This is a genomic window from Paenibacillus pasadenensis (assembly GCF_002864175.1).
Lineage (GTDB): Bacteria > Bacillota > Bacilli > Paenibacillales > Paenibacillaceae > Paenibacillus_O > Paenibacillus_O pasadenensis.
Genome location: NZ_NFEZ01000004.1, coordinates 1,215,731 through 1,240,202, shown reverse-complemented (window position 1 = coordinate 1,240,202; position 24,472 = coordinate 1,215,731). Strand labels below are relative to the sequence as shown.

Sequence of the window (24,472 nt, the reverse complement as noted above, 5' to 3'; positions counted from 1 at the left end):
CTGACGGACGGTTCCTGCAGAGAGGGAACGGGGCCCAACCCCCTTGAGTCCAGCGCCGCTTCATCGCCCCGCCTCCTCGTCGAGCGCCCTCAGCATCGTCAGCGCCGCCCGCATGTAGCCGAGCGCATACGCCATGCCGGCATGCCACGGCGCCGCGCAGGCGACCGAAGGCGTATGGTCGGGAATGAGCACGCCGCCGAAGCCGCCGTCCCGCAGCAGCCGCAGCGCCTCCACCATGTCGATGTCCCCCTCGTCGAGGAACACTTCGTCGTAATGCGGCACCTTGCCCCGCACGTTGCGGAAATGCACGTAGCCGATCTCGCCCGCATGCGCTCGGATCGTCTCGTACACGTCGCCGTCCGTCATCTCCGCCGTCGTCCCGAGGCACAGCTCCAGCCGGCTGTTCGGACTCGGCACGAGATCGAGCAGCCGCCGGTAATAGTCCGTCCGGTAGACGAGCCGCGCCGTGTCGCGGACGACCGGCAGCGGCGGATCGTCGGGATGCGCCGCGAGCACGACGCCCGCCTCCTCCGCCACCGGCACGAGCTCTTCGAGGAAGCGCCGCACGCGATCCCACAGCTCCGCCTCCGAGACCGGCGCGACGACGCCCGGAGGGGCGTCCGGATCATAGATGAAGTTCCATACCGAGCCGCTCGGCATCGGCGACTGCGGCGGATCGTGGAACACCGCCGTGCGCGCCCCTCCGCGCGCGGCTTCGACGTAGCTCAGCCCCCATACGCCGGCCAGGCTGAAGTTGTAGCCGAGCATGCGGATGCCCGCGCGGCCCGCGTCGCGCACGATCCGCTTCAGCCGGTCCATCTGCTGCGCTCGCTTCGGTCCGTCCAGCAGCACGTCATGCCAGTGCGCCGGGCAGAAGTTCTCGATCGCATGCAGCTCCACGCCCTCCGCGTTCATCTGCGCCTTGAGGCGCAGCATCGTATCGAGCGAGTACATCTCGTCGTGGCGCGCGAGGTCGAGGACCGGCTCCGTATAGTCGGTCAGATGCGCGACGATGTCGGTGCAGCCCATCTGCCGGGCAAAACGGAAGTTGTCCCGCGTCAGCGCGCGCTGGCCAAGTCCGAGTCCGAGCCTCATCGGCGGCCGCCTCCCTTCGGCGCGCCGGCCGCAGAGGCTGCGTCGGTCGAATCCGGCGCATCGGCCGGATCAGACGAATCGGACGCATCACGCGGATCGGACGCATCGCGCAGGTCGGCCGCATCACGCGGACTGGCCGCAGCGCCTCCGCCGCCTGCCCCGGCCTCTGCGGCCGGAACGTCCGCAGAGGCTGCGTCCGGGCCGTACACGGACAGCCTTCGCAGCTCCAGCCCGAGCGTGCCCGCAGGCCGGATGGCCGCGAGCCGGACATGAGCCGCTTCGATCGTCGGAAAGGCCAGCTCCTCCGGGCCTTCCCCGCCAGAAGCGCTCGTACCGGGCGAGACAGGATTCAACCGCATGTTCGCCTCCTCGCCGTTCCGGTCCAGCACGGTCGTCCAATTCGCGCCGTCCGCCGAGGCTTCGAGCCGGTAGCGGGACGGACAGCCCTCTCCCCACTCCAGCTTGACGCGCCCGATGCGGCGCAGGCCGTCCAGGCGGACGGCGATCTCATGCTCGCCGCGGACGCGGGTCCGCCACGCCGTATGGCGCAGGCCGTCGACGGCGCATTCCGGCCCTGAGCCGCGATGATGCAGGCTGATGCTGCCGCTTGCAGGATGGCCGAGCGCCAGGTCGCCAAAGTCGGCGAACGGCTGGACGCCCCAGCTCAAGCCGAAGGATTCCGGCCGCTGCGGCTTCCGCTGCGGCTTCCGCTGCGCCTCCCGCCCGGCTGCCGCATCAGTCGTCTGCCGGCTTGCCGTCTGCCGACCGTGCGGACCGTCCTCCGGCATTGCCGTCGTGACGAACAGCACGCCCGGACCGTCCAGCTCCAGCTCGATGCCGCGCGCCGCATCGGCGCCGGACAGCGTCAGCGCCGGCGCGGGATAGCCGTCCGCATCCGCCGGACGCTCCCGCTCGCTGCAGCGGTAGACGGCCAGGTCCGCGCCGCCGGACGCCTGCGGCAGCACGAGCCGCAGCGACTGCCGCCCCTGCCGGTGGCTGACGATGGCGGCGCTCCAGCCGTGGCCGCCGCCGTCCAGCGGCACGAGCGCGGCGACGCCCCGGACGCCTGCCAAGACGGGCTCGCGCCATCTGCCCGGCTCCCCTACGCTCACGCTGCCGCTGCCGCTGCCCCCGGTCCCCGGCCCGGCTCCCTCTCCACCTTCGATGCCTCCGGCTCCCGGCTCGCCTACGCTCACGCCGCCGCTGCCTCCGGTCCCCGGCCCGGCTCCCCATGCGCCTTCGTCGTCCCACACCGAGGCCGCCACGATCCGGCTGCCGCGCGGGAACAGCCGCGACAGCAGCGCCATCGGATCGTACCACGGCCGCAGCGCGCGCTCCTGCGCGTCGCCGGACGAATTCCAGAACCCCCACGTCTTCCACTCGCCGGAGCTCCACGGATAACCCTTGGCATGATGCATGACGTCGTCGAGCATCCAGGCGATCACACCCGACTGGCCGCCGCGCATCGCCTGCAGCGCGAAGTCCGCCATGAGCACGCCGTACTCGAACGTCCGCACGCGCGGCTGCTGGTCATGCGCCTCGTCCTTGCCTTCGACGATGCCCGCCTCGGTCATCAGATACGGCTTCGCCGCGCCATCCGGATCGTTGCGGTCGATGAAGCGCCGCTTCTCGCGCACCTGCCGCTCCAGCCGGCCCGAGATCAGGTCGGCGTCCTGCACGTAGCGGTGGATGTCATAGGCGGACAGCAGGCCGCCGACGCCGTACACCGCAAGCTCGACCCACTCGTCCTCGTTGGACGAGTCCGGGCCGATCAGCCCGATCCGCCCCGCCAGGCCGCGCCGCTCCAGCACCTGCGCGAGCTGCAGCATCCCCCGCCGCCACAGCGCGAAGCGGTCGCCGTCCTCCGTCGCCCAGTCGCCGTTCGGCTCGTTGATGAAGTTGTACCAGCGCGCGCAGCGGTAGCCGCGCACGTCCAGCAGCTGATGCAGGAACTCGCCGATCAGCTCCGCCCACGCCGGATCGTCGGAAGCCGTCAGCCCGAGCTCCGGGCTGCGGCTCCATTCGCCGACGATGGCGTCGATGCCGCGCCGCTCGCAGTGGTCGAGGATGCGCCACAGCCTCCGCATCATCGGCGTCTCCCAGTCGTAGACCGGCTCGCCGCGCCCGTCCCAGCCCGCCGTATAGGCATTGGCCCGCAGCATGACGCGCACGAGCGGCGTCCGCGTGAAGTCCACTCGCTCCAGCAGCGTCTCCCACTGCTCGTCCGTATGCTCGTACGTATCGCAGGGGTCCCACTCGAAGCCGATGCCGTCGAAAGCATCCACGAGCACGTCGTCCGCATCGATGCGGACCGTCCAGGCGGCTGCGCCATCCAGCCTTTCCTCTACCGCCTTCATTCTCCTTGCCCCTTTCCATCCGCTTCCCGTTGGTCCTCCGCCTCGCCGCCGCGCAGCGGCAGCCAGTCCAGCACGTCCCGGATCGCCGCGTCCCAGTAGCTCCATTCATGGCCGGCTCCCGGCGTCTCGACATAGGTCAGGCCGATGCGCCCCTCGAACTGCCGGCGGAAGTCCAGGTTCAGGCCATAGTTGAAGTCCGCCGTCCCGCAGCCCTGGTAGAAGCGCGGCAGCTCCGTGCCCGCCGCCAGATGCCCCTCCAGCACATGCGCGAGATCGTCGGGACTGCCGTCGTACGCCTCCGCCGAGCCGAACGTCAGCTTGGCCATGCGCAGCATCGCCTCGTTCGCAATCGGCGACTCGCCGGTCAGCCGCGTCCGCTGGCTGAGGCTGCCGGACAGGCTCGCCACGGCGGCGAACCGCTGCGGACAGCGGATGCCGAGCTTGAACGCGCCGTAGCCGCCCATCGACAGCCCGGCCGCGAACGTATCCTCGCGCCGGTCCGACAGCCGGAACATCGCCTCCGCGACGGCCGGCAGCTCCTCGCTCAGGAACGTGAAGTAGTCCAGTCCCTGCTTCTGATCGGAATAAAAGCTCAAGTGGACCGACGGCATGAGCACGGCGATGCCCTTCTCCTGCGCGTAGCGCTCGATCGAGCTGTAGCGCAGCCAGCTCATATGGTTGTCCGTCGCCCCGTGCAGCAGGTACAGCACCGGCCAAGGCGGCCCGCCTGCGGACGGCCCGGCCGCTCCGATCGCCGCCCCGCGCTGCGGGATGACGGCGGCGAGCGAGCTCGACAGGCTCAGCGTTTCCGAGAAAAATTCGACTTGCGCCAGCGGCATGGTTCATGCAGCTCCCTTCCGGATGAAAAATGAAAAGCAGCCCCCGGACGCCAAGATCCGGGAGCTGCTTCGCGTCAGCCTTTGACGGAGCCGATGAGGGCTCCTTTCACGAAATGCTTTTGCAGGAACGGATAGACGGCCAGGATCGGGGCGCTCGAGACGAGGATGGACGCCATTTTCACCGTGAACGGGTTGACCTGCTGCTGCACCGCCACCGAGATCCCCGCCTGGGAGATCGCCTGCGACGTGTTGCTGATGAGGTCCTTGAGCACCATCTGCAGCTGCCACATATCCTTCTCCGTCGCATACAGCACCGAGGAGAAGAAGTCGTTCCAGTAGCCGACCGCGATGAACAGGCCGACCGTCGCCAGCACCGGCTTGGACAGGGGCAGCACGATGCGGAAGAACACGGTCAGGTCGTTCGCGCCGTCGATCTTGGCCGCCTCCTCCAGCTCGTCGGGGATGCCCCGGAAAAAGCTGATCATGACGAAGATGTTCCACGCGCCGATCGCGCCGGGCAGGATGAACGCGCCGTAGCTGTCGATCAGGCCGAGCATCTTGACGAGCAGGTACGACGGCACGAGGCCGCCGCTGAACAGCATCGTGAACAGGATGAGCAGCGAGAACAGCTTGCCGCCGCGCAGCCTTTTCTTGGAGACGGCATACGCCATCCCCGCCGAGAGGAACGTGCCGATCAGCGTGCCGGCGACGGTCGTGATGATCGTCACCTTGAAGCCCGACAGGATCGAGACGTTCTGGAACACCGCCTGGTACGCCGTGATCGAGAAGCCGGCCGGCACGAGGAACAGCCCCCCGCTCGCCGTCAGGTCGGGGTCGCTGAACGACGCCATGATCATGTACCAGAACGGGTAGATCATGAGCGCCATCAGCAGGATGAAGAACAGGATGTTCGCTACATTAAAGACGCGTTCGCCACGGGACAATGCCATCTTGCCCTCGCCTCCCTTACCACAGGCCTTCCTGGCCGCTTTTTTTGACGATCGTGTTCACGGTCAGGATGAGCGTCATCGCGACCGCCGACTTGAACAGTCCCGCCGCCGTCGCATAGCTGTAGTTGGCTTCCTGGATGCCGACGCGGTAGACGTACGTGTCGATGATGTCGGCGACGTCGTAGACGAGCGGATTGTACAGCAGGAAGATCTGCTGGAAGCCGGCCTCGAGGATGTTCGCCAGGCTGAGGATGACGAGGATGAGGATGACCGGCCGGATCGCCGGCAGCGTCACATGCCAGGTCTGCTTCAGCTTGTTCGCGCCGTCGATGCGGGCCGCCTCGTACAGGTCGGCGCTCACGCCGGCGATCGCCGCCAGATAGATGATCGTGCCCCAGCCGACTTCCTTGTAGATGTCGCTGATGACGAGGATCGAGCGGAAGTACCGCACGTCCCCGAGGAAGTCGATCGGCATGACGCCGAACCGCTGCAGGATCAGGTTGACGAGGCCGTCGACCGGATTGAGGAACGTGATCAGGATGCCCGAGAAGATGACCCAGGAAATGAAGTGCGGCAAATAGACGACCGACTGCGCGAAGCGCTTGAACAGCTTGCTGCGCAGCTCGTTGAGCAGCAGCGCGAGGATGATCGGCAGCGTGAACGACGCGATCAGCTTGTAGACGCTGATGATGATCGTATTGCCGAGAATCTCCGTGAAGTCCGGCGAGTTGAACAGGCGGGTGAACTGGTCGAACCCGACCCATTCGCTGCCGGTGATGCCTTTGTAGATGTTGTACTCCTGGAACGCGATGATGACGCCGTACATGGGCATGTACTTGAACACCAGCACCAGAAGCAGGCCGGGCAGCAGCAGCAGGTACAGATAGCGGTCCCGCAAGATGTCCTTCAGCAGCGATCCGCGGGCCTCCCGCGTCCGCTTGCCGGCCATGACGGCCGGCTTCGTTGCAGCCATGTGGCGCTCCTCCTTCAGGCGGGCTTATTTGTACGGCGTGATGTTCTCCTCATACCACTTGTCGTACTCGACATGCTCGGCCTGCTGCTTCTCGAACAGCCCGGCCGCTTCCTCGTCGATCTTCTTGCCGCCGAGCTTCTCGTACTGGGCCGGCCACTTGTCGAACGCGTCGAGCGGCGTCTTGCCCGTGATGATGCCCCAGAACAGCTCGTCGCGCACCTTCTTGACGTCGGCGGAGTAGCGGTCCCACTCGGGACGGTCGATCGCCTTGAACACGACGATCTTGTCGCGCATCGGCTGGCTGGTGGCGATCTTTTCCTCGAACATCTTCGTCACTTCCGGCGTGTTCTTGATGTTGGCGGCGTCCTTGCGCTGGATGTACCAGCCGAAGTTGCCGAGACCGAGCTTGCTGCCTTCCTCCGGCTGGATCGTCGGCGTGAAGATGCCGCCATCCATCTTGTAGTGCTCGCCCTCGTTGCCGAACGTGATCGTCTTGAACACCTCCGGCGTCGCCATCGTGTTCAGCACCTGCACCGCGCTGTCGACGTCCGTCGCGTCCGTCACGACGAGGTAGCACCAGCCGATGCCCGGATCGGGCAGGTCGGAGCTGAAGCCGTCCGGTCCCTGGATCGGCGCGATCGAGATGTACTCGCCGTCCGGATTGAGCTTCTTGAAGCTGATGTTGACCGAGTTGCCCGGGTTGAAGTAGTCGACCCAGCGGTAGAATGAGCCGACCTTGCCGGAGGCGTAGATGTCGTTGACCTTGTTGTCGTCGTTGTTGGCGCTCGTCGTCATGCGCGGGTCCATGACGCCTTCCTTGTACAGCTCGCTGAGCAGCTTCAGCACGTCCTTGACCTTCGGATCGAGCGCGCCGAACTGGATCGAGCCGTCGGCGTTCTTGACGAAGTTCTCCACGTCGAGGCCGTTCGCGTAGAAGAACGGCGCCAGCGAGCGGTAGTAGTTGTCGCCGGAGATGCCGTACGTATCCTTCTTGCCGTTGCCGTCCGGATCGCCGTTCGCGAAGGCGCGGAGCACCTCGACGTACTCGTCGAGCGTCTTCGGCGCCTGCAGGCCGAGCTTGTCGAGCCAGTCCTTGCGGACGATCGTCGTCATGTAGCTCGCTTCCGGCACGTCGCCCGGGATGCGGAAGATCTTGCCGCTCTTGTCCCAGTGGTAGAACAGCGTGTCCTTGCGGTAGTAGTCGAGGATCTCCTTGCCGTATTTCTGGAGGGATGGGGTGACGTCCTGCGCGATGCCGGCATCGACCCACTTGGTGTACTCCTTGGTGTCGCCGGTCCACAGGATGCCCGGACGCGTGTCCTTGGCGCTCATGAGCAGGTTGATCTTCGTGTTCAGCTCCGACCAGTCGGGCAGGAAGATCGGCTGCACGTCGACCTTGCGGCCCATCGATTTTTCCAGCTCGCCCTCAAGCGCCTTCTCCGCCCAGGAGTCCGGCGTCTTCGGTCCGGCCATGAGCGCCATCTTGATGGTGAAAGGCTCCTTCGGAGCTTCGGCTTCGCCGCCGCTGCCAGCCGCGTTCTGCGCGTTGTTGTCCGTGCCGGCCGCCGCGCCTTCGTTGCCGTTGCCGTTTCCGTTGCCGCCGGAGCAGCCGGCCGCCAGCAGCGCCATCGCCATCGTCGCGCTGAGCAGCATCGTCGTCTTTTTCATTCTCCCAATCCCCCAATTGTGAAGTGGATGCGTCATGCAAGCGAGTCATTGATTACGCTTACAAGGAACGGTTTGATTATACGCCCGGCCTGCGGGATCTGTAAACAACAAAATTTAATTTAATTTTATTTAATTTGTTTCATTTTGTTTATTTCGTGTCGAAGCTTGGTGGAAAAGGCGGATGCAGCTCAGTTGGACGGGTAGGTCGGGAGCTGGGGAAGGCTGGGCGATCGGATGGGTGCGTGCCGAATTGGAGATGCGTTTCGTGGACTAATTTCACAACATGCGTATTTGTTGAAGGATGTGGAAAAAGAGCGGAGCCTGGGCGATCAGCTGCTTGCAGCTGCGGGCGGAGCCTGGCGCGGGGCGGCTCAGCGGCGCGAGGGGCGGCATCTCCGCTACCGTTGCACGTACGCTCTACGCTCGTCGCGTTGCTCCATCCGGCCGCGCTCGGCGTCAGCTGGCTCCGCCTGCGTGAAAAAAGCATCCCGACCGCGTGCGGTCGGGATGCTTTTTGAGGCGCGCCTGGCGCGCGGGCTGCGCGCGTGGTGAAACCGCGCGTAGCCGGCGGCTTCGCTCCGCAGGCGAGCCCTACGCGCGGAAAAACCGCGCGTTGCCGGCGGCTTCGCGGCGCTAGCGCGCCCTACGCGCGGTAAAACCGCGCGTAGCCGGCGGCTTCGCGACGCCAGCGCGCCCTACGCGCGGAAAAACCGCGCCTAGCCGGCGGCTTCGCGGCGCTAGCGCGCCCTACGCGCGGAAAAACCGCGCGTAGCCGGCGGCTTCGCTCCGCAGGCGAGCCCTACGCGCGGAAAAACCGCGCCTAGCCGGCGGCTTCGCGACGCCAGCGCGCCCTACGCGCGGAAAAACCGCGCCTAGCCGGCGGCTTCGCTCCGCAGGCGAGCCCTACGCGCGGAAAAACCGCGCGTAGCCGGCGGCTTCGCTCCGCAGGCGAGCCCTACGCGCGGAAAAACCGCGCGTAGCGGGCCGCTTCGCTCGCCGGCGCGGACGTTTCCCTCTCGACGACTAGATGCCGCTTACGTTTTCGAAAGAATTTCCCAGAACGACTCCGCATTGAACTGGATAGCCGCTTCGCGAATCTTATTCAACTCATGGTGAGGAATTGTCGAGGTATTTCGGTTCATGTGCGTCATCCCGTCAAGAAATACCGTTGCGAATTCGTTGATCCGGGCTAAATAGATCTCCCGGTCCATCTCCGACCTTTCCAAGCCCGCCATCAGTTTGGATGCCTTCTCAAAGCCGAGCCGGATCTCTCGCCATGCTTCGTGATCGGATTCATCGATGGTCTCCATCTGAAGCGACAATTGGCCTAGGTTTGAAAAAGCAACGAAACAGGCAAGGAAACGATCATCGAGTTTCATTTTAGCCGAGGAAGGATTGCTTGCCTCGGGCAGAAACGAATCCAAGAAGGCAGCATTGCTCATCATGGAAGAAACCGCCGCTGCAGCGACATGATTCTTGATTTCCGCCAGCTCGGCGGATTTTCGATCCATTTCCCTCTCATGAAAAGCATAAAACAAGCCTGCTGCAATCAAAACCGCAGCTGCCATCACAAGCCACAGACGCTTTTTCTGTCTTCCTCCTTGAATCTCGGTGTCTGTCTATTGGGAGGCGGAAAGCCGCTGGAAATGATCGGGCGTCGTCGAACGGGCATCACCGTCCAGCCAGTCAGCCTACTGTTCGATGACCGGACCGAGCCGATACTGGATGAGCCGGCCGTCCTTCCCGAGGTAAGCCTCCCGGCCGACACGACTGATTTCAACGAAGCCGAGCTTTTCCAGCATCCTTCTTGAACGGGCGTTTTCCTCGTTCGTCTCGGCGTTGAAAAGGGTGATTCCGTATTTCTCCCTGGCCAATTCCATCATCTTCCCGGCGGCCAAGGATCCGATCCCCTTTCCCCAAAGGCCGCTCTCCCCGATTGAAATTCCGAGTTCCGCTGCATTCGTCCGGATCTGGGCCAGGTCCGCATATCCGATCAGCCTCCCCTCGAACTCGATTGCCATGCGAACCTGCGAATCTAGCATTTCAGATTCCTCATTCCGATTCAGGATTCAGCATGCCGAATGACGGCAGTCCCGCCCCCTTCACGCCCCGTACAAAAAGGACCTCATTCCGCCTGAAAGGCACGAAATGAGGTCCTCGCCTGACCTACGCCTACACCACCACGACCGCCAAGCCGCTCTCCCGCAGCGCCTGAGCCGCTTCGGCCGTGATGCGGTCGTCCGTGACGAGCCGCCCGACCTGCTCCAGGCTGCCGAAGCGCGTGAACGACTGCAGGCCGATCTTGCTGGCGTCCGCCAGCAGCACGACCTCGTCGGCCATCCGCAGCATCTGCTGCTTGACCCGCGCCTGCAGCTCGTTCGACTCGCTGAGGCCGCGCTCGACATGCAGCCCCTTGCACGAAAGGAACGCCTTGTCGACGTGATACTCCTCCAGCGAGCGCTCGGCCGAAGGGCCGACGAAGCTGAGCGAGGCGCGCGACAGCTGCCCGCCGGTACAGATGACCTGGATCTGCTCCTTGGCCGCCAGCTCCACCGCCACGCGCGCGGAGTTGGTCAGCACAGTCAGCGGCATGTCCGGCAGCTCCCGCGCCATGTACCACGCCGTCGAGCTGGCATCCAGCAGGATGCGCTCGCGCGGGCGCACCTGCCGCGCCGCCTCCGCCGCGATCCGCCGCTTCTGCGCGGCGAATGTCACCTCGCGCTCCGCGAACGGCGTCTCCGGCTGGGCGTCGCGGACGCTGACCGCGCCTCCGTGCGAGCGGCGCAGCCGCCCCTCCTGCTCCAGCCGGTCCAGGTCGCGGCGGATCGTCTCCTCCGTCACCCGGCACAGCTCGCTCAGCTCGGTGACGCGGATGCTGCCGCGCTCGTTGACCAGCTGCACGATCTGCTCGTAGCGCTCTGCCGCCAGCATGCTTCCTTCCTCCTCGCGGCCGCCGCGTCCGCTAGCGCAGGCGGCGGTCCTTCATTTCGTCCTGTTCATGAGCCGCCCCGCGTTCCTTACTCCGAGCGGCGGCCTTTGATCTAGTCTTGGGCGTTACCCCGAGCGGCGGCCCTTCCTCTTGTCCTTGAGCGCCTGCAGGCGTCCGTACGCTTCCGCCATCCGCTCGCCCGAGCCGGGCGTCGGCTCGTACGTCTCGACGCCGAACGAATCGCCGATGACGCGCCGCGCCTCGGACAGGCCGGACAGCTCGCCCGCCGAGATCCACTGCACGGCGAGATTGCCGATCGCGCTGCCCTCCGCCGGTCCCGCCCACACAGGGCGGCCGATGCTGTCCGCCGTCCACTGGCAGAGCAGCCGGTTCCGGATGCCGCCGCCGACCATATGGAGCCCGGAGAACGAGCGTCCGCTCACGAGCTCCGTCTGCTTCAACACATACCGGTATTGTAAAGCCAAGCTTTCCAGAATACAACGGGCATGCCCGGCATAGCCTTGCGGCTCCGGCTGGCCGCTCTCGCGGCACCACTGGCGGATGCGCGGCCCCATCGGGCCGGCAGGCAGGAACAGCGGATCGTCCGGGTCGATGAGCGGCCCGCCCGCAGGCAGCGCCCCCGCTCCGGCCAGCAGCTCCTCGTAGCCTGGACAATGGCCCTCACGCTGCCATTCGCGGCGCAGCTCCTCCAGGATCCATAGGCCCATGATGTTCTTCAGCAGCCGCCATGTGCCCGCCGCACCGCCTTCGTTGGTGAAGTTGTACGCCAGCGCCTGCTCGCTCAGCACCGGCTCCGGCACCTCCGTGCCCATGAGCGACCAGGTGCCGCAGCTCAGGTAGGCGAAGCTCTCCTCGCGCGCAGGCACGGCGACGACGGCTGAGGCGGTGTCATGCTCCGCCGCGCACAGCACCTGCACCTGCGCGGACAGGCCGAGCTCGGCGTGCACGGCGGCGGTCAGCTCGCCCGCGGCGTCGCCCGGCTGGGCCAGCGGGGCGAACAGGCGCACCGGCACCCCGGCCGCCTTGAGCAGCTCGTTGTCCCACTGGCGCGCGGACGGATTCAGCAGTCCGGTCGTCGTGGCGTTCGTGAACTCCTGCTTCTTTTCGCCGGTGAGGAAGTAGCGCAGCAGGTCCGGAATCATGAGCAGCGTCTGCGCCTGCCGGAGCTGAGGCGAGCGCCGCTCGCCCATCGCCGCCAGCTGGTAGATCGTGTTGAAAGGCAGGAACTGCAAGCCGCTCCGCCGGAACAGCCACTCGTCGCCATAGCGCTCGCGCAGCCGCTCCATCATGCCTTCCGCATGGCGGTCGCGGTAGTGGAGCGGATTGCCGAGCAGCGTCCCGTCCCGGCCGAGCAGGCCGAAGTCGACCGCCCACGAGTCGATGGCGAGGCTCGCGGGAGGCGCTCCGCCCTCGCGGGCGGCCAGCCGCAGCCCCTGCTTGAGCTCATGCAGAAGCCGCAGGATGTCCCAGTACAGCCCGCCGCCGGCCTGCACCGGCTCGTTGGCGAAGCGATGCACCTCCGTCAGCTCCATGCGGCTGCCGCCCAGCCGTCCGAGCACCGCGCGGCCGCTGCCCGCTCCGAGATCGAAGGCGAGCCGCGTCGTCATACGCGGGCTGCCTCGCCGCGCGGCAGCTGCACCTCGCGCTCATACGCCTTGACGTCGTCCAGCCACGCCTCGCGGGCCGGCACGCCGCTGCGCTCGCAGTAGTAGTCCCACACCGCGCCGAACGGATACGACTTGAACTCCTCGGCCAGCGCCAGCCTCGTCGTGTAGTCGCCGTCCAGCTCGGCCTGCCGCAGCGCTTCCGCCGGCTCCAGCAGCGCCCGCAAGAGCGCTTTCAGCGTGCTGCGCGTGCCGATGACCCAAGCGGCGACGCGGTTGATGCTGCCGTCGAAGAAGTCGAGGCCGATAAACGTGCGCTCCAGCAGCTCGCCGCGCACGAGCTCGCGGGCGATCTCCAGCAGCTCGTCGTCGAGGATGACGACATGGTCGCTGTCCCAGCGCATCGGGCGGCTCACATGCAGCAGGATGCCGCTCGCGAACAGCGACAGCGAGCTGAGCTTGTTCGAGATCGTTTCCGTCGGGTGGAAATGGCCGGAGTCGAGGCAGATCAGCTTGTCGTTCTGCAGCCCGTAGCCCATGTAGAACTCATGCGAGCCGACGACGTACGCCTCGGAGCCGAGCCCGAACAGCTTGCTCTCGACCGCGTCGAGATGATGCGCCGGGTCGAGCGGCTCGGCGAACACCTCGTCGAGCGCCTCCTTGAGCCGCCGGCGCGGAGCGAGCCGGTCGGCGGGCAGGTCCTTGTAGCCGTCCGGCACCCAGACGTTCGTGACGCATGGCTGGCCGAGCTGCTCGCCGAACGACGCGCCGATGCGGCGCGACGCCTGGCAGTGCTCGATCCAGAAGCGGCGCACGGCCTCGTCCGGATGGCTGAGCGTGAAGCCGTCGGCGGCTTTTGGATGCGAGAAGCAGGTCGGGTTGAAGTCCAGCCCGAGCCCCTGCTCCTTAGCCCAGTCGACCCAGCGCTGGAAGTGCTTCGGCTCCAGCTCGTTCAGGTCGACCGCCTCTTCGGTGTCGGCGTAGATCGCATGCAGGTTCACCTTGTGCTTGCCGGGGATGAGCGAGAACGCCCGCTCCAGGTCGGCGCGCAGCTCCTGCGGCGTGCGGGCGGCTCCGGGATAGGAGCCGGTGACGGAGATGCCGCCGGACAGCTCCTGCTCGCGGAACAGGAAGCCGCGCACGTCGTCCCCTTGCCAGCAATGGACGGACAGCTTGATGCGGGAGAGCCGCTCCAGCGCCTCGTCGGTATCGATGCCGTGGGCGGCGTATTGGGCGCGGGCGAGCTCGTAGCTCTGCTTTACGGTTGGATTCATCGGCGATTGAGCCTCCTTGTCGGGTTCGGTTATCGGGTAAAGGCGGCCGGCACGCCGCCGTCGACCGTCAGCATGCAGCCGGTCGTCTTCTCCGCGCGGGCGGAGGCGAAGAAGGCGATGCCCTCCGCGATGTCGCGCGGATAGATGTTGACGCGCAGCGTCGTCCGCTGGCGGTAATACTCCTCCAGCTGGTCCGGCTCGATGCCGTAGGCGGCCGCGCGCTCCTCGCGCCAGGACGAGTTCCAGATCGCCGAGCCTTGCAGGATCGCGTCCGGCAGCACCGTGTTGACGCGGATGCCGAGCTCGCCTCCCTCGGCCGCGATGCAGCGGGCCAGATGGGCCTCCAGCGCCTTGGCCGCGCTGTAGGCGGAGGCGTTCTTGCCGGCGTAGACGGAGTTTTTGGAGCCGATGAACACCATGCTGCCGCCGCGCGCCTGCTCCTTCATCTGCCGGAACGCCTCGCGCGCCACGAGGAAGTAGCCGGTGCCGAGCACGTTCATGTTGAGGTTCCATTCCTTGAGCGTCGTCTCCTCGAACGGGCTGGACGTCGCCAGTCCGGCGTTGTTGACGAGGATGTCGACGCCGCCGTACGCGAGCGCCGTCTCGGCGAATGCCGCCGCGACCTGCTCCTCGCTCGTCACGTCCATCCGCACGGCGAGCGCGCGGCCTTCGCCGAAGCGGGCGTTGATGTCGTCCGCGACCTTCTGCGCGCCTTCGAGGTTGAGGTCGGCGAGCACGAGATGCGCGCCGCCCTCGGCCAGACGGCGTGCCGTCTCGCTGCCGATGCCGCCCGCGCCGCCGGTGATGAAGGCGATCTGGCGGGAAAATTCCGCTTCGGCCGGAGCGAGCGACAGCTTATACAGCTCCAGCGGCCAGTACTCGACGTTGTAGGATTCGTTTTCGCTCAGGGAGACGAACCGGCCGAGCGCCGTCGCGCCGCGCATGACCGCCACCGCCCGATGGTACAGCGCGCCGCTGACGCGGGCGCTGGCAAGGCTCTTGCCCGTATTCACCATGCCGACGCCCGGGATGAGGATGACGCGCGGCGCGGCCTCGAAGCGCCGGTCGCCTTCGTTCTTGTTTCGCTCGAAGTAGGCCTTATAGTTCTCCTTGTACGCCTCGATTCCCTGCCGGAGGGCGGCCTGAAGAGCCGCGATGCCCGCCTCCGAGCTGTCCGGCGTCCAGTCGGCGAGCAGCGGCACGACCTTCGTATGCACGAGATGGTCCGGGCAGGCGGCGCCGACCTGCGACAGCTGCGGCGCGTCCGCTCCGCCTGCGAAGGCGAGGATGTCGTCGCCGTCGTCGAACGACAGCACCATGCGCTTCTCGTCGCTGACGAGGCCGCGGATGAGCGGCATGACGGCCGCGGCGACGCGGCGGCGGTCCGTCTCCGGCAGCGGCGCGGACTTCAGTCCGCCGAACAGGCGCGAGCCGTCGACGCGGGCTTCGATGAACGCCTCCGCCTCGGAGATGATTCGGATCGTCTGCTCGTAGCACGCCTCCTGCGTGTCGCCCCAGGTGACGAGGCCGTGCTTCTCCATGAGCACGAGCTCGGCGTTCGGGTTGGCGCGGACGCCGTCCGCGATCATCTTGGAGAGCGTGAAGCCGGGGCGGATGTACGGCACCCAGACGAAGCGCTCGCCGAAGATCTCGGCCGCCAGCTCGCGGCCGTTGTCCGCGCAGCAGAGCGAGATGATCGCGTCGGGATGCGTGTGGTCCACATGCTTGAACGGCAGGAAAGCATGCAGCAGCGTCTCGATCGACGCCCGCGGGTGGGACGCGTCGATCATGCAGTGGCCGAGGTAGGCGACCATCTCCTCGTCGCTCATCGCCTCGCGCTCGCGCAGCTCAAGCACGTCGTCGAGGCGCAGGCCGGTGAAGTTCCGGGCCGTCATCGACGCGAGGTCGGAGCCGCTGCCTTTGACGTACATGACGTCGATCTCGCGTCCGCGGAAGTCCTTCACCGTCGTTTTCGTCGACGTGTTGCCGCCGCCCCAGTTGCAGACGGAGCGGTCCGCCCCGATTCGGTTGGAGCGGTAGACGAGCCCCGCCAGTCCCTCGAGCGATTCGTTCTGCTCCTTTGCCGCTTTTTCCGCCGCTTCCTGATTCCACAAGCTTTGTACCATGCGAGTCCGCCTCCGTTTGGCTTTGAATGATGGATGAATGCCAGAGATGAATCCGTTCTCTTCGTTTTCATGATGTCCGAATGAGTTTGAATTCGTTTGATTCATTTTAATCCAACTATATCATGTTTGTTTTTGTTTGGATATATGGATTTATTTTTGAAAAGGCTCCCGGCCGATCACCAGCGAGCGGACCGCGAGCCGGATCAGGCCGTAGGCGAACCCGTTGGCCGCGCCGGAGAGAACGAACAGCCATCCGAAGCCGCCAGGCGCCAGCGAGCCGGGCTCGGCCAAGGCGTTGAAGGCAAGCATCAGCGCGCCTCCGGCCGCCCCATGCAGCAGCACGGAAAGCAAGGCGCGTCCCGAGCCGTCCTTTTTCCCGACGATCCGGCCGATCATCCAGGAAACCGGCATCGCGACGCATAACGTGCCGATCCAGCTGAATAGTAGGACGTAGATCAGCGCGGCAGGCTCGAGCAGAAACAGGCTGATTCCGATGGAGGCGAGCAACGGCGCGACAAACAGAGCCGCCAGATGGGAAGCCAGCTCCGCCTTCATCCGCCGCTCGGCCGCGTTCCGCCGGATGCGCCGTTCTTGCTCTTTTTCTCCCTCAGCAGCCCTCTCGAAGTCGCGCGGGCGCGCTTCCTCGTGGTCATTCGGGCCTGCTCCGTCGTGCTCGGCTTCATCTTCGTGCTTGTCTGCTATTGCTCCATCGTGCGCGTTCGGGCCTGCTCCTTTGTGCTCGGCTTTATCCTCGTGCTTGTCTGCTACTGCTCCATCGTGCTCAATCGGGCCTGCTCCGTCGTGCGCGTTCGGGCCAGCTTTCTCATGCTCAGGCACATCCTCATGTTCGGCCGCTACCGCTTCCTCGTACTCGTCTGCCACTGCTCCCTCTTGCTCGCGAGCTCTCCCCTTCACTCCCTGATGATCCTCCGTCTCTCGACGAGCGTATTTCCCCATTCCCTGCCCCGCTCCAGCACCTGCTTGCTCCGGTTTCTTCGTCTCTTCATGCGGCATTCGGCGCGCCTCCTTCATCAGGCAGATCCGTGCGGTTCCAGAGCCCGCGCTCCCGCGCTCGGGACCGTGAAGCTGGAGCTCCGGCTATCGGATTTCGCCTTTTCTTTTCCAGCCTAACCCAGCTTCTCCATGCCGCCCAGTACGAACTTTCATAGGCCCATCAGTGGGACAGCAAGTTGGAGATGGCGATCCATAAGAAACAACTTCATCCGGAATCTGTTATACTGCAATTAATTTAGATATAAGATATTTTCATGGACAAAGGAGAACTGAAGATGAGAAAGCTCGTTCTTTTCCTGCACGCATCGCTTGACGGCTTTGTCGAAGGGCCGAATGGCGCGATGGATATCGGCTGGGTTTCCTACGATGCTCATTTGGAAAAGCATGCGAAAGAAATTCTGAGCACGGCCGACACGGTCATCTGGGGACGCGGGACTTATGAGATGATGTACGGGTACTGGCCGTCCGTGCCGTCGGATCCATCCGCTTCGCAGCATGAGCGGGATCATGCCGAGTGGATCGAAAAGACAACCAAAATCGTGTTCTCCACGACGCTGGATAAAGTCGAATGGGCGAATTCCCGACTCGTGAAAGAGGAGGTCAGGGAAGCGATCCTAGCCCTCAAGCAGCAGCCAGGCAAGGACATGGTCATTCTCGGCAGTCCTAGGCTCGCGCATCGCCTTATGCAGCTTGATTTGATCGACGAGTTTAAGATTACGGTTTCTCCCGTCCTGATCGGCAAAGGATTGCCGTTGTTCCAAGGCATCGAGGAGAAGATCAGCCTGGAGCTGGTCGAAAACAAAACCTTTGACTCTGGAGCCATCGGGCTTGTTTATCGACGGGCAAGATGAGCAGCCTTCCGCTTCCACGGCATTGGATTTTCCATTGTCCAAAGGAACGTTCATGACCGTTCCGGTCACGCATCATCCATGAAAAAAGGCTTCCTTGGTTGCCGGGGCAACCAAGGAAGCCTTTTTGGATAGAGGGAAGCTAGGCGTTAAGCGGCGCCGCAGCAGAAGAAACCCCTGGTCGCGCCGAGCTGCTCGGTTTTTCCGCGTAACTCCGACGTGGAGGCGCCCGGTCGAGCCGAGTTGCTCGGATTTTCCGCGTAACTCCGACGTGGAGGTGCCTGATCGAGCCGAGTTGCTCGGGTTTTCCGCGTAACTCCGACGCGGGGGCGCTGGGTCGAGCCGAGTTGCTCGGATTTTCCGCGTAACTCCGACGTGGAGGCGCCTGGTCGCGCCGAGTTGCTCGGGTTTTCCGCGCAACTCAGACGCAGGGGCGACGAGTGCGCCTTCCTTAGCGGTAGTTGGAATTGGGGAGCGCCGCGACTCACGCTGCGGGACGCTCGAAGTGGTTTTTTTGCAAAACAACCGGCTGTAACCCGAAAAAATCGGGTTACTGCCTCCACCGAGCGCGATTCCAAAGCTGTAGCCCGAAAAAATCGGGTTACGGCCTCCCTCGAGCGCGATTCCAGTGCTGCAACCCGAAAAAATCGGGTTACTGCCTACCCGGAACGCGATTCCAGAGCCGTAACCCGAAAAAATCGGGTTGCAGCCTCCCCCGAGCGCGGCTCCAGTGCTGTAACCCGAAAAAATCGGGTTGCAGCCCTCCCCGTTCGCTTCCATCCCCTGATCTCAGCAGCCTGCAAAAATAAAAAGCCGCCTCCGGAATACCGGAAGCGGCTGAAGCGAACAGCCTTCGCACGCACGGTGCCGATAGGCTCGGCGCCTACAGATCCTGCATGAACTGCAGGATCCTGTCGTTCAGGCCCGGCAGCCCTTCGTGGCCGAAGTCGGGGTAGATCTCCAGCGACTTGGGCGCGGTGATCTTGTTGTAGGCGGCGAACTGGGTGGACGGCGGGCAGATCGAGTCCATCAGGCCGACGCCGAGCAGCGTCTCGCCCTGGATGCGCGGCGCGAGATTCTGGATGTCGATGTAGCCCAGGCGCGTGAAGATCTCCTGCTCGCGCTTGTGCTGCGGATCGAACAAGCGGAAATAGTTCCGCAGCTCGGCGTAAGCGTCCTTGGCCTGATCCATCTCCCAGACGCGGCGGTAGTCGCTCAGGAACGGGTAGACCGGCGCCAGGCGCTTCACGCGAGGCTCCAGCGCGGCGCAGGCGATCGTCAGCGCGCCTCCCTGCGACCAGCCGGTCGCGCCGATGCGCTCCGCGTCGACCTCCGGCATGTCCATGGCGATGCGGGCGAGCTGCGCCGTGTCGAGGAAGATCTGCCGAAACAGCAGGTCGTCCGGCTCGCCGTCGAGGCCGCGGATGATGTGACCGTTCAGCGTGTTGCCTTTGACGCCGCCGCGGTCCTCGGAGCCGCCGCCCTGTCCGCGGCAGTCCATGGAGAAGACGGAGTAGCCGAGCGAAGCGTAGCTGAGCTTGTCGGCCCAGTCGCCGGCGTTGCCGGAGTAGCCGTGGAACTGCAGCAGCGCGGCGTGAGGCTCGGGCACGTTTTTCGGACGGATGTACTTGGCATGGATGCGCGCGCCGCGCACGCCGGTGAAGTACAGGTCGAAGCAGTCTGCAGTCGGCACCTGGAAGGCGGACGGCACGAGCTCGACCTCGGCCGCGGTCGCGTCGAGCTCCTGGAGCGCGCGCTCCCAGTAGGCGTCGAAGTCGTCCGGACGCGGATTGATGCCCTCGTAGCGGCGCAGCTGCTCGAGCGGCATGTCTAGCATTGGCATGACGAATACCTCGCTTTGTTAGGTAGGATGAGATCGCTTTCCTTCCTTTTACCACGCTTTTCTTGGCAGCGTCAATTATTCAAAATAAAACAAGGACAGCTAATACCGCTAATAAAGGGATGAGAAAATAGGCTTACTTTAGAAAAGTCTACGAAAGGAGAGAGCCGGATTCACATGAAGGAAGAAAATGATGTCAATCCCAAAAGCAAACCCCGGGCCCTTCTGGAGCTATTCGCGGCATCAACCAAGCTGGGACTGACTTCATTCGGAGGTCCGATCGCCCACCTTGGCTATTTTCACGACGAATACGTAACTCGCCGGAAATGGATCGACGAGCGCGTTTACGCGGAGCTGGTCGCATTGTGCCAGTTCCTTCCCGGACCAGCCAGCAGCCAAGTCGGCATTGGAATCGGCCTGATCCGTGCAGGGCTGTTGGGAGGGGTGGTCGCCTGGATCGGCTTTACCCTCCCCTCCTTTCTTGCCCTGACTCTGTTCGCGTTCTTGCTGCAAGGCTATCCTATGGATGCTGCAGGATGGATACACGGGCTTAAAATCGTCGCCGTAGCCATCGTCGCTCATGCGATTATCGGCATGGGACAGAAACTGACGCCTGACCGGAATCGGGTGGCAATCGCGGTTATTTCGGCGACCGTCACCCTCTCGTGGCAGACCGCGTTCAGCCAAGTGCTGCTCATCGTTGCGGCAGGGCTGATCGGGCTTTTGATGTACTCTAAAACGGCCTCATCTGATTTTTCCAGCCTATCCGTGCCAGTAAGCCGTGGAACCGCTGCGCTATGTCTCGGCCTCTTTGCAAGCTTATGGATTGCGCTGCCTCTGCTTCGACCCTTTTCAAACACGGGTTTTCTCCCTCTGTTCGACAGCTTCTACCGTGCAGGCTCCCTTGTATTCGGAGGGGGACATGTCGTACTCCCCTTGCTTGAACGTGAGGCTGTGCCCGCCGGATGGGTTACGAGCGAGGACTTCCTGGCCGGTTACGGCGCCGCTCAGGCGGTCCCTGGACCCTTGTTCACCTTTGCCGGCTATTTGGGAGCCATGGCATTCGGCTTTTCTGGCGCTGTGGTGGCTACCCTTGCTATATTCCTGCCTGCCTTCTTCATGATCATCGGCGCCTTGCCCTTTTGGAGCTCCTTGCGCAGCATTCCGAAGGTGCAAGGCGCATTGATGGGGATCAATGCGGCGGTTGTCGGCATTCTGCTCGCTGCGCTATATGATCCTCTATGGACGACAGCCATTTTGTCCCCCGCTGATTTTGCGTTGGCCATGATCTTGTTCGTTCTGATTGCGCTCTGGAAATGGCCGCCTTGGATCGTTGTCGCGGCAAGTGCCGCAGGAGGAATGATGATAAGCTGAGCTCCCGGGTCCTCTGTGAGGACGGTCACATCCCTTCCGTGCGGTATTTGCTACAGTTAGGGCATCAACGGAAGGAGGGCACGATCATGGATGCAGCAAGCGGCGTCACTAAGCCGGAGACGGCTCCGGGCAACTCGGCCGCCTTTTCTGCGGACAGCCTCGCGAAGCTGTCGGCGCTCATGCGCAAGCATCGGATTCCTGCGGGCGGCCACGTGTTCTGGGAGGGCGAGCCGGCGGAATACTGGTACTACCTCGAGCACGGCCATGTCAAAGGCATGAAGACGAGCGCCGAGGGCAAGGAATTCACGATGTACCGCTACAAGCAGGGCGATTTCTTCGGCCAGCTCGGCTTCGACGGAGAGCCGTCGCAAAGCTTCAGCGCCGTCGCGCAGACCGACTGCGTCATCAGCTTCATCCCGCGCGGCGAGCTGGAGTTCGCGCTGTGGCGGTTCGGCGGCCTGGCGCTGGAGTGCATCGGCTGGATGAGCCAGATGAACCGGCACACGCAGACGAAGCTGCGCGACCTGATGCTCTACGGCAAGCCCGGCGCGCTCTGCTCCACGCTCATCCGCATGGCCAATACGTACGGCATGCCCGTCGACGACGGCATCCTGATCACGCAGCGCATCACCAACTCCGAGCTGGCCGAGACGATCGGAGCCGCGCGCGAGAGCGTCAACCGGCTGCTCGCCGATTACCGCCGCGCGGGCGCGCTGTCGATGCGCCAGGGCCATATCGTCGTCCACGACCTGGAGCAGCTCATGCAGCACTGCCGCTGCGAGGGCTGTCCGAAGGAAATCTGCCGCATGTAGCTCATGCGCTGGCCGGACCGGGACCGGACCGCAGCCAGCGGCACGGCCGGCGGCCGCAAAGGCGCAGAGCCGCGGCGTCGATCGCAAAGAAGCCGTCCGAGAGGACGGCTTTTTGCTGCGGGGCGGGGGGACGCCAGGCGCTGGCTAGTCCTTCAGCACCATGCCGAACAGCGCGGCGAAGATGAACGCCTGCTCGCGCGAGATGATGCAGCCCCGCAGATCGTCCGGATTGCAGGACAGTCCCGTGAACTCGCTGTCGCTCAGGTCGATGCCCCTCAGCGGCGTGCCGAGCAGCGCGCCGTCCAGCTTGCAGCGGTGGAATTCCGTCTTGGCGAGCTTCGCCATGCAGAAGTCCGCGCGGTTCAGCGAGCTGTCGGCGAACACGACCCCCTTGAGGTCGGCAGCGCGCAGGTTGGCATAGTCGAGCTGGCAGTCCTCGACGAGCACGTTGCGCAGCATCGCTTCGCTCAGATCGGCTCCGACGAGCTTGCAGGAGCGGAACTGCGCGCGGTGGACGACCGCTCGGCTCAGATCGGCGTTGGACAGATCGCAGCGGTCGAACAGCACGTCCGTGAGCTCCAGGCTCCGCAGCTTGGCCGAGTCGAATGTGACGCCTCGGAACACGACGCCGTCGAACACGACCTTGTCGGCGTCCAGCTCTTCCAGCCGCTCGCCTTCGACGAGCCCGTGCTCGAACGCATCCCGCGTGCCCAGCCGCGCCGGCAGCGACAGCCTTTCCGGCTCCGCCGGCAGCCGCGGCGCCTCCAGCTTCAGCCTCTTTCGCGTCTCGCTCATCGGCTCACCTTCTTCATTAGAAATAAGAACATCCGTTCCAGCATAGCGCATCGCGCCGCAGCCGCGCAAGCCGCCAGCCGCAATGTCGCCGGCGCTCGGGGCGCTTGCACGCGGGGCGCTGCAGGCCGCATGAGCATCGCAAAAAGGCCTTCCCGCAGGAAGGCCTTGAATTCCGTTCCGCCGCCTAGCAACGCTCCAGGATCAGCTGCGTCTTGAGGGAATCCTGCGGCGTCAGCCAGCCCTTGCCCTGCAGGAAGGCGATCCGCTTATCCCGCTCCGCCGCGGCCTCGGCGAGTGCGTTAAATCCGCCGTTAAAGGTTGAATGCCGCCCAAGGTTTATTGAATCTGTTCCCAGCCCTGCAGCAGCTCCATCATGCTATCCAGCGGGCCGGAGTGATGGCGGTCGCGGTTGGTGGCGCAGCTGATCTTGCGCCGATGGCGGAATTCCGGGATCGCTCTTGCCAGCAGCTGGCCTCTGGCCACCTCTGCCTGGATCGCGAGTCCCGATGCGAATGTAACATGCCCGCCCTGAATGACCATCTGCTTGATCGCTTCCAGCGAATCCAGCTCCAGATGCTGCTCCAGCCGGACTCCATGCTGCTCCAGCCAGCGGTCCGTCAGCTCGCGCGTGCTGGAATGCGGTCCATGGAGCACAAAATCAGCCGTGCATAGGAGGCCCGGGGTCAGCTCAGAGCTCGCGGCCAGATCATGGCTCGGAGCATGCGCCAGCACCAGCTCGTCGTCGCAGAGCTCGCGCACGTCCAGCATCGGCAGGCGGAACGGCTCCGCCGACAGGACGCCGAGATCGATCTCGTGATTCAGCAGCATCTCCTTGATCACGGCGGAGGGCTTGACCGCCAGCGTGACCGTCACCTTGGGATGGCGCGCTGCGAACTCCTTGAGCAGGCGCGGCAGCATATAAGTAGCCGGGACATAGCTGGCTCCGACGCGGAGGGTCCCTCTGCCGGGAGTTCCGTATTCCTCGACGGTCCGCTTCGCCTCGGAGGCCAGGCAGTTGATTTTGCCGGCATAATGCAGCAAGGCGCGTCCAGCTTCGGTCAGAATCACCTTGTCCATCCGAGGCTCGAACAGCTTCACGCCGTACTCCTGCTCCAGCGACTTCATATGGTAGGTGACCGTAGGCTGCTTGAGGCCCAGCGCCTCTGCCACGGCGGTTATTTTGCGGTGCTTGTCGAGCAGCTCGACGATCTGGAATTTAAGCAGGTTCATCTCCCTCACCCGCCTCCCAATCGTTGATGGCGACAGCGGCTTGCTCCTGACCCGGACCAGCGGGAGAAGTCGGACAGGAATAGTCCTTGCGTCCGGTCAGATCGACGAGCGTCAGCCGCAGGCCATGCTTGGCCCCGGTATCGATGCCGAGCTTGCCGGGACCGCGCCACAGCTCTCCCGGCGGCGCTCCGATCTTGTGCGTCGGCGTATGCCCGAACACGATTTGTACTTGCGGCAGCCATTCGCCGCTTGTCTCCAACGTCCCGCCGCCATGCATCGGCGGCGCCTCTGCGGCCTCCGCGGCCCCCCAGAATTCTTCCCGGATGCCGATGAGATCGCGCTCCGCCTGCCGCTCCAGAGGCACTCCGGGACGGATGCCGGCATGCACGAACAGCCATCCGCCAGCCGCGGCATGCAGCGGCAGGCGCTTCAGAAACTGCAGCTGAACGGAGCTGCCGTGATCCAGGCTCCCGCGGCTCTCCAGCTCCTGCTCCAGATGCCGCTGCAGATGCCGCTCCATGTTGCCGGCGAGCGCGACGGCGCCGCCGGCCGTCAGCTCCATGATTTCGTCCAGAGAACTCCATGTACACGGCTCGTAATCGATATAATCGCCCAGCAGAAAGAGCTTGTCCCGGCCCGGCTCGTAGGCGGCCGCTTGCAGCAGCCGGCGAGCCTCGGCGGTGAAGCCATGGATGTCGGACAACGCGAGTATTCGGGACATGA

At 64.6% G+C, this 24,472-nt stretch carries 20 protein-coding genes; 3 read left to right on the top strand and 17 right to left on the bottom strand.

What is annotated here, in order from left to right:
• Nucleotides 1–60: 60 nt before the first annotated feature.
• From B8V81_RS14980 to B8V81_RS24915, 13 genes are all read right to left on the bottom strand, one after another.
• On the bottom strand, nt 61–1,095 hold the full coding sequence (locus B8V81_RS14980; protein WP_028600391.1) for a mannonate dehydratase: 1,035 nt from the start codon (nt 1,093–1,095) through the stop codon (nt 61–63).
• Nucleotides 1,092–3,452 (bottom strand): discoidin domain-containing protein, encoded by a 2,361-nt coding sequence (locus B8V81_RS14975; RefSeq protein ID WP_101808647.1) that lies wholly within the window; start codon nt 3,450–3,452, stop codon nt 1,092–1,094. The genes B8V81_RS14980 and B8V81_RS14975 overlap by 4 nt, the downstream gene beginning before the upstream one ends.
• The gene (locus B8V81_RS14970; RefSeq protein WP_101808646.1) at nt 3,449–4,291 is read right to left on the bottom strand and encodes an alpha/beta hydrolase; all 843 of its coding nucleotides are present in this window, start codon (nt 4,289–4,291) and stop codon (nt 3,449–3,451) included. The genes B8V81_RS14975 and B8V81_RS14970 overlap by 4 nt, the downstream gene beginning before the upstream one ends.
• A 74-nt stretch (nt 4,292–4,365) precedes the next feature.
• On the bottom strand, nt 4,366–5,241 hold the full coding sequence (locus B8V81_RS14965; protein WP_101808645.1) for a carbohydrate ABC transporter permease: 876 nt from the start codon (nt 5,239–5,241) through the stop codon (nt 4,366–4,368).
• Nucleotides 5,242–5,257: 16 nt separating this feature from the next.
• The gene (locus B8V81_RS14960; RefSeq protein ID WP_228551300.1) at nt 5,258–6,214 is read right to left on the bottom strand and encodes an ABC transporter permease; all 957 of its coding nucleotides are present in this window, start codon (nt 6,212–6,214) and stop codon (nt 5,258–5,260) included.
• A gap of 24 nt (nt 6,215–6,238) precedes the next feature.
• Entirely contained in the window at nt 6,239–7,882 is a 1,644-nt protein-coding gene (locus tag B8V81_RS14955; RefSeq protein ID WP_101808644.1) for a type 2 periplasmic-binding domain-containing protein, read from the bottom strand.
• Between the two features lie 1,034 nt (nt 7,883–8,916).
• Entirely contained in the window at nt 8,917–9,453 is a 537-nt protein-coding gene (locus B8V81_RS14950; RefSeq protein WP_127464544.1) for a hypothetical protein, read from the bottom strand.
• 120 nt (nt 9,454–9,573) lie between these two features.
• On the bottom strand, nt 9,574–9,903 hold the full coding sequence (locus tag B8V81_RS14945) for a GNAT family N-acetyltransferase (protein WP_240479064.1): 330 nt from the start codon (nt 9,901–9,903) through the stop codon (nt 9,574–9,576).
• Between the two features lie 151 nt (nt 9,904–10,054).
• Nucleotides 10,055–10,813, bottom strand: a complete 759-nt coding sequence (locus tag B8V81_RS14940) for a DeoR/GlpR family DNA-binding transcription regulator (RefSeq protein ID WP_028600385.1) — start codon at nt 10,811–10,813, stop codon at nt 10,055–10,057.
• 123 nt (nt 10,814–10,936) lie between these two features.
• The gene (locus B8V81_RS14935) at nt 10,937–12,439 is read right to left on the bottom strand and encodes a rhamnulokinase (protein WP_028600384.1); all 1,503 of its coding nucleotides are present in this window, start codon (nt 12,437–12,439) and stop codon (nt 10,937–10,939) included.
• Nucleotides 12,436–13,710: an L-rhamnose isomerase gene (rhaA, locus tag B8V81_RS14930; RefSeq protein ID WP_028600383.1), complete on the bottom strand. Its 1,275-nt coding sequence runs from the start codon at nt 13,708–13,710 to the stop codon at nt 12,436–12,438. Before rhaA ends, B8V81_RS14935 begins: the two co-directional genes overlap by 4 nt.
• Before the next feature lie 29 nt (nt 13,711–13,739).
• The gene (locus B8V81_RS14925; RefSeq protein ID WP_028600382.1) at nt 13,740–15,836 is read right to left on the bottom strand and encodes a bifunctional rhamnulose-1-phosphate aldolase/short-chain dehydrogenase; all 2,097 of its coding nucleotides are present in this window, start codon (nt 15,834–15,836) and stop codon (nt 13,740–13,742) included.
• Between the two features lie 150 nt (nt 15,837–15,986).
• A complete protein-coding gene (locus B8V81_RS24915; RefSeq protein WP_146000506.1) occupies nt 15,987–16,850 on the bottom strand; it encodes an MFS transporter in 864 nt (287 codons plus the stop codon).
• A gap of 275 nt (nt 16,851–17,125) precedes the next feature.
• Here B8V81_RS24915 and B8V81_RS14910 point away from each other — a divergent pair, with 275 nt between their 5' ends.
• Nucleotides 17,126–17,701 (top strand): dihydrofolate reductase family protein, encoded by a 576-nt coding sequence (locus B8V81_RS14910; protein ID WP_101808642.1) that lies wholly within the window; start codon nt 17,126–17,128, stop codon nt 17,699–17,701.
• A gap of 880 nt (nt 17,702–18,581) precedes the next feature.
• Here the strand turns inward: B8V81_RS14910 and B8V81_RS14905 are convergent.
• A complete protein-coding gene (locus B8V81_RS14905) occupies nt 18,582–19,541 on the bottom strand; it encodes an acetylxylan esterase (protein ID WP_028600378.1) in 960 nt (319 codons plus the stop codon).
• Between the two features lie 174 nt (nt 19,542–19,715).
• Here B8V81_RS14905 and B8V81_RS14900 point away from each other — a divergent pair, with 174 nt between their 5' ends.
• Together B8V81_RS14900 and B8V81_RS14895 are read left to right on the top strand one after the other, a co-directional pair.
• The gene (locus B8V81_RS14900) at nt 19,716–20,912 is read left to right on the top strand and encodes a chromate transporter (protein ID WP_101808641.1); all 1,197 of its coding nucleotides are present in this window, start codon (nt 19,716–19,718) and stop codon (nt 20,910–20,912) included.
• Nucleotides 20,913–20,998: 86 nt separating this feature from the next.
• On the top strand, nt 20,999–21,724 hold the full coding sequence (locus B8V81_RS14895; RefSeq protein ID WP_101808640.1) for a Crp/Fnr family transcriptional regulator: 726 nt from the start codon (nt 20,999–21,001) through the stop codon (nt 21,722–21,724).
• Nucleotides 21,725–21,868: 144 nt separating this feature from the next.
• Here B8V81_RS14895 and B8V81_RS14890 read toward each other — a convergent pair whose 3' ends face one another.
• The 3 genes from B8V81_RS14890 to B8V81_RS14880 all read right to left on the bottom strand — a co-directional run bounded on the left by B8V81_RS14890 (nt 21,869) and on the right by B8V81_RS14880 (nt 24,470).
• Complete coding sequence (locus tag B8V81_RS14890; protein ID WP_101808639.1) at nt 21,869–22,519, bottom strand: pentapeptide repeat-containing protein; 651 nt, start codon at nt 22,517–22,519, stop codon at nt 21,869–21,871.
• Nucleotides 22,520–22,855: 336 nt separating this feature from the next.
• Nucleotides 22,856–23,749, bottom strand: a complete 894-nt coding sequence (locus B8V81_RS14885; RefSeq protein WP_101808638.1) for a LysR substrate-binding domain-containing protein — start codon at nt 23,747–23,749, stop codon at nt 22,856–22,858.
• Nucleotides 23,736–24,470, bottom strand: coding sequence for a metallophosphoesterase (locus B8V81_RS14880; RefSeq protein ID WP_101808637.1), 735 nt, complete (start codon nt 24,468–24,470; stop codon nt 23,736–23,738). Before B8V81_RS14880 ends, B8V81_RS14885 begins: the two co-directional genes overlap by 14 nt.
• Nucleotides 24,471–24,472: the final 2 nt, after the last annotated feature.

Bases quoted from the DNA above. Each gene is read 5' to 3' on its own strand.
- B8V81_RS14980 (WP_028600391.1), bottom strand. From the start codon at position 1,095: ATGAGGCTCGGACTCGGACTTGGCCAGCGCGCGCTGACGCGGGACAAC.
- B8V81_RS14975 (WP_101808647.1), bottom strand. From the start codon at position 3,452: ATGAAGGCGGTAGAGGAAAGGCTGGATGGCGCAGCCGCCTGGACGGTC.
- B8V81_RS14970 (WP_101808646.1), bottom strand. From the start codon at position 4,291: ATGCCGCTGGCGCAAGTCGAATTTTTCTCGGAAACGCTGAGCCTGTCG.
- B8V81_RS14965 (WP_101808645.1), bottom strand. From the start codon at position 5,241: ATGGCATTGTCCCGTGGCGAACGCGTCTTTAATGTAGCGAACATCCTG.
- B8V81_RS14960 (WP_228551300.1), bottom strand. From the start codon at position 6,214: ATGGCTGCAACGAAGCCGGCCGTCATGGCCGGCAAGCGGACGCGGGAG.
- B8V81_RS14955 (WP_101808644.1), bottom strand. From the start codon at position 7,882: ATGAAAAAGACGACGATGCTGCTCAGCGCGACGATGGCGATGGCGCTG.
- B8V81_RS14945 (WP_240479064.1), bottom strand. From the start codon at position 9,903: ATGGCAATCGAGTTCGAGGGGAGGCTGATCGGATATGCGGACCTGGCC.
- B8V81_RS14940 (WP_028600385.1), bottom strand. From the start codon at position 10,813: ATGCTGGCGGCAGAGCGCTACGAGCAGATCGTGCAGCTGGTCAACGAG.
- B8V81_RS14935 (WP_028600384.1), bottom strand. From the start codon at position 12,439: ATGACGACGCGGCTCGCCTTCGATCTCGGAGCGGGCAGCGGCCGCGCG.
- rhaA (WP_028600383.1), bottom strand. From the start codon at position 13,710: ATGAATCCAACCGTAAAGCAGAGCTACGAGCTCGCCCGCGCCCAATAC.
- B8V81_RS14925 (WP_028600382.1), bottom strand. From the start codon at position 15,836: ATGGTACAAAGCTTGTGGAATCAGGAAGCGGCGGAAAAAGCGGCAAAG.
- B8V81_RS24915 (WP_146000506.1), bottom strand. From the start codon at position 16,850: ATGCCGCATGAAGAGACGAAGAAACCGGAGCAAGCAGGTGCTGGAGCG.
- B8V81_RS14910 (WP_101808642.1), top strand. From the start codon at position 17,126: ATGAGAAAGCTCGTTCTTTTCCTGCACGCATCGCTTGACGGCTTTGTC.
- B8V81_RS14905 (WP_028600378.1), bottom strand. From the start codon at position 19,541: ATGCCAATGCTAGACATGCCGCTCGAGCAGCTGCGCCGCTACGAGGGC.
- B8V81_RS14900 (WP_101808641.1), top strand. From the start codon at position 19,716: ATGAAGGAAGAAAATGATGTCAATCCCAAAAGCAAACCCCGGGCCCTT.
- B8V81_RS14895 (WP_101808640.1), top strand. From the start codon at position 20,999: ATGGATGCAGCAAGCGGCGTCACTAAGCCGGAGACGGCTCCGGGCAAC.
- B8V81_RS14890 (WP_101808639.1), bottom strand. From the start codon at position 22,519: ATGAGCGAGACGCGAAAGAGGCTGAAGCTGGAGGCGCCGCGGCTGCCG.
- B8V81_RS14885 (WP_101808638.1), bottom strand. From the start codon at position 23,749: ATGAACCTGCTTAAATTCCAGATCGTCGAGCTGCTCGACAAGCACCGC.
- B8V81_RS14880 (WP_101808637.1), bottom strand. From the start codon at position 24,470: ATGTCCCGAATACTCGCGTTGTCCGACATCCATGGCTTCACCGCCGAG.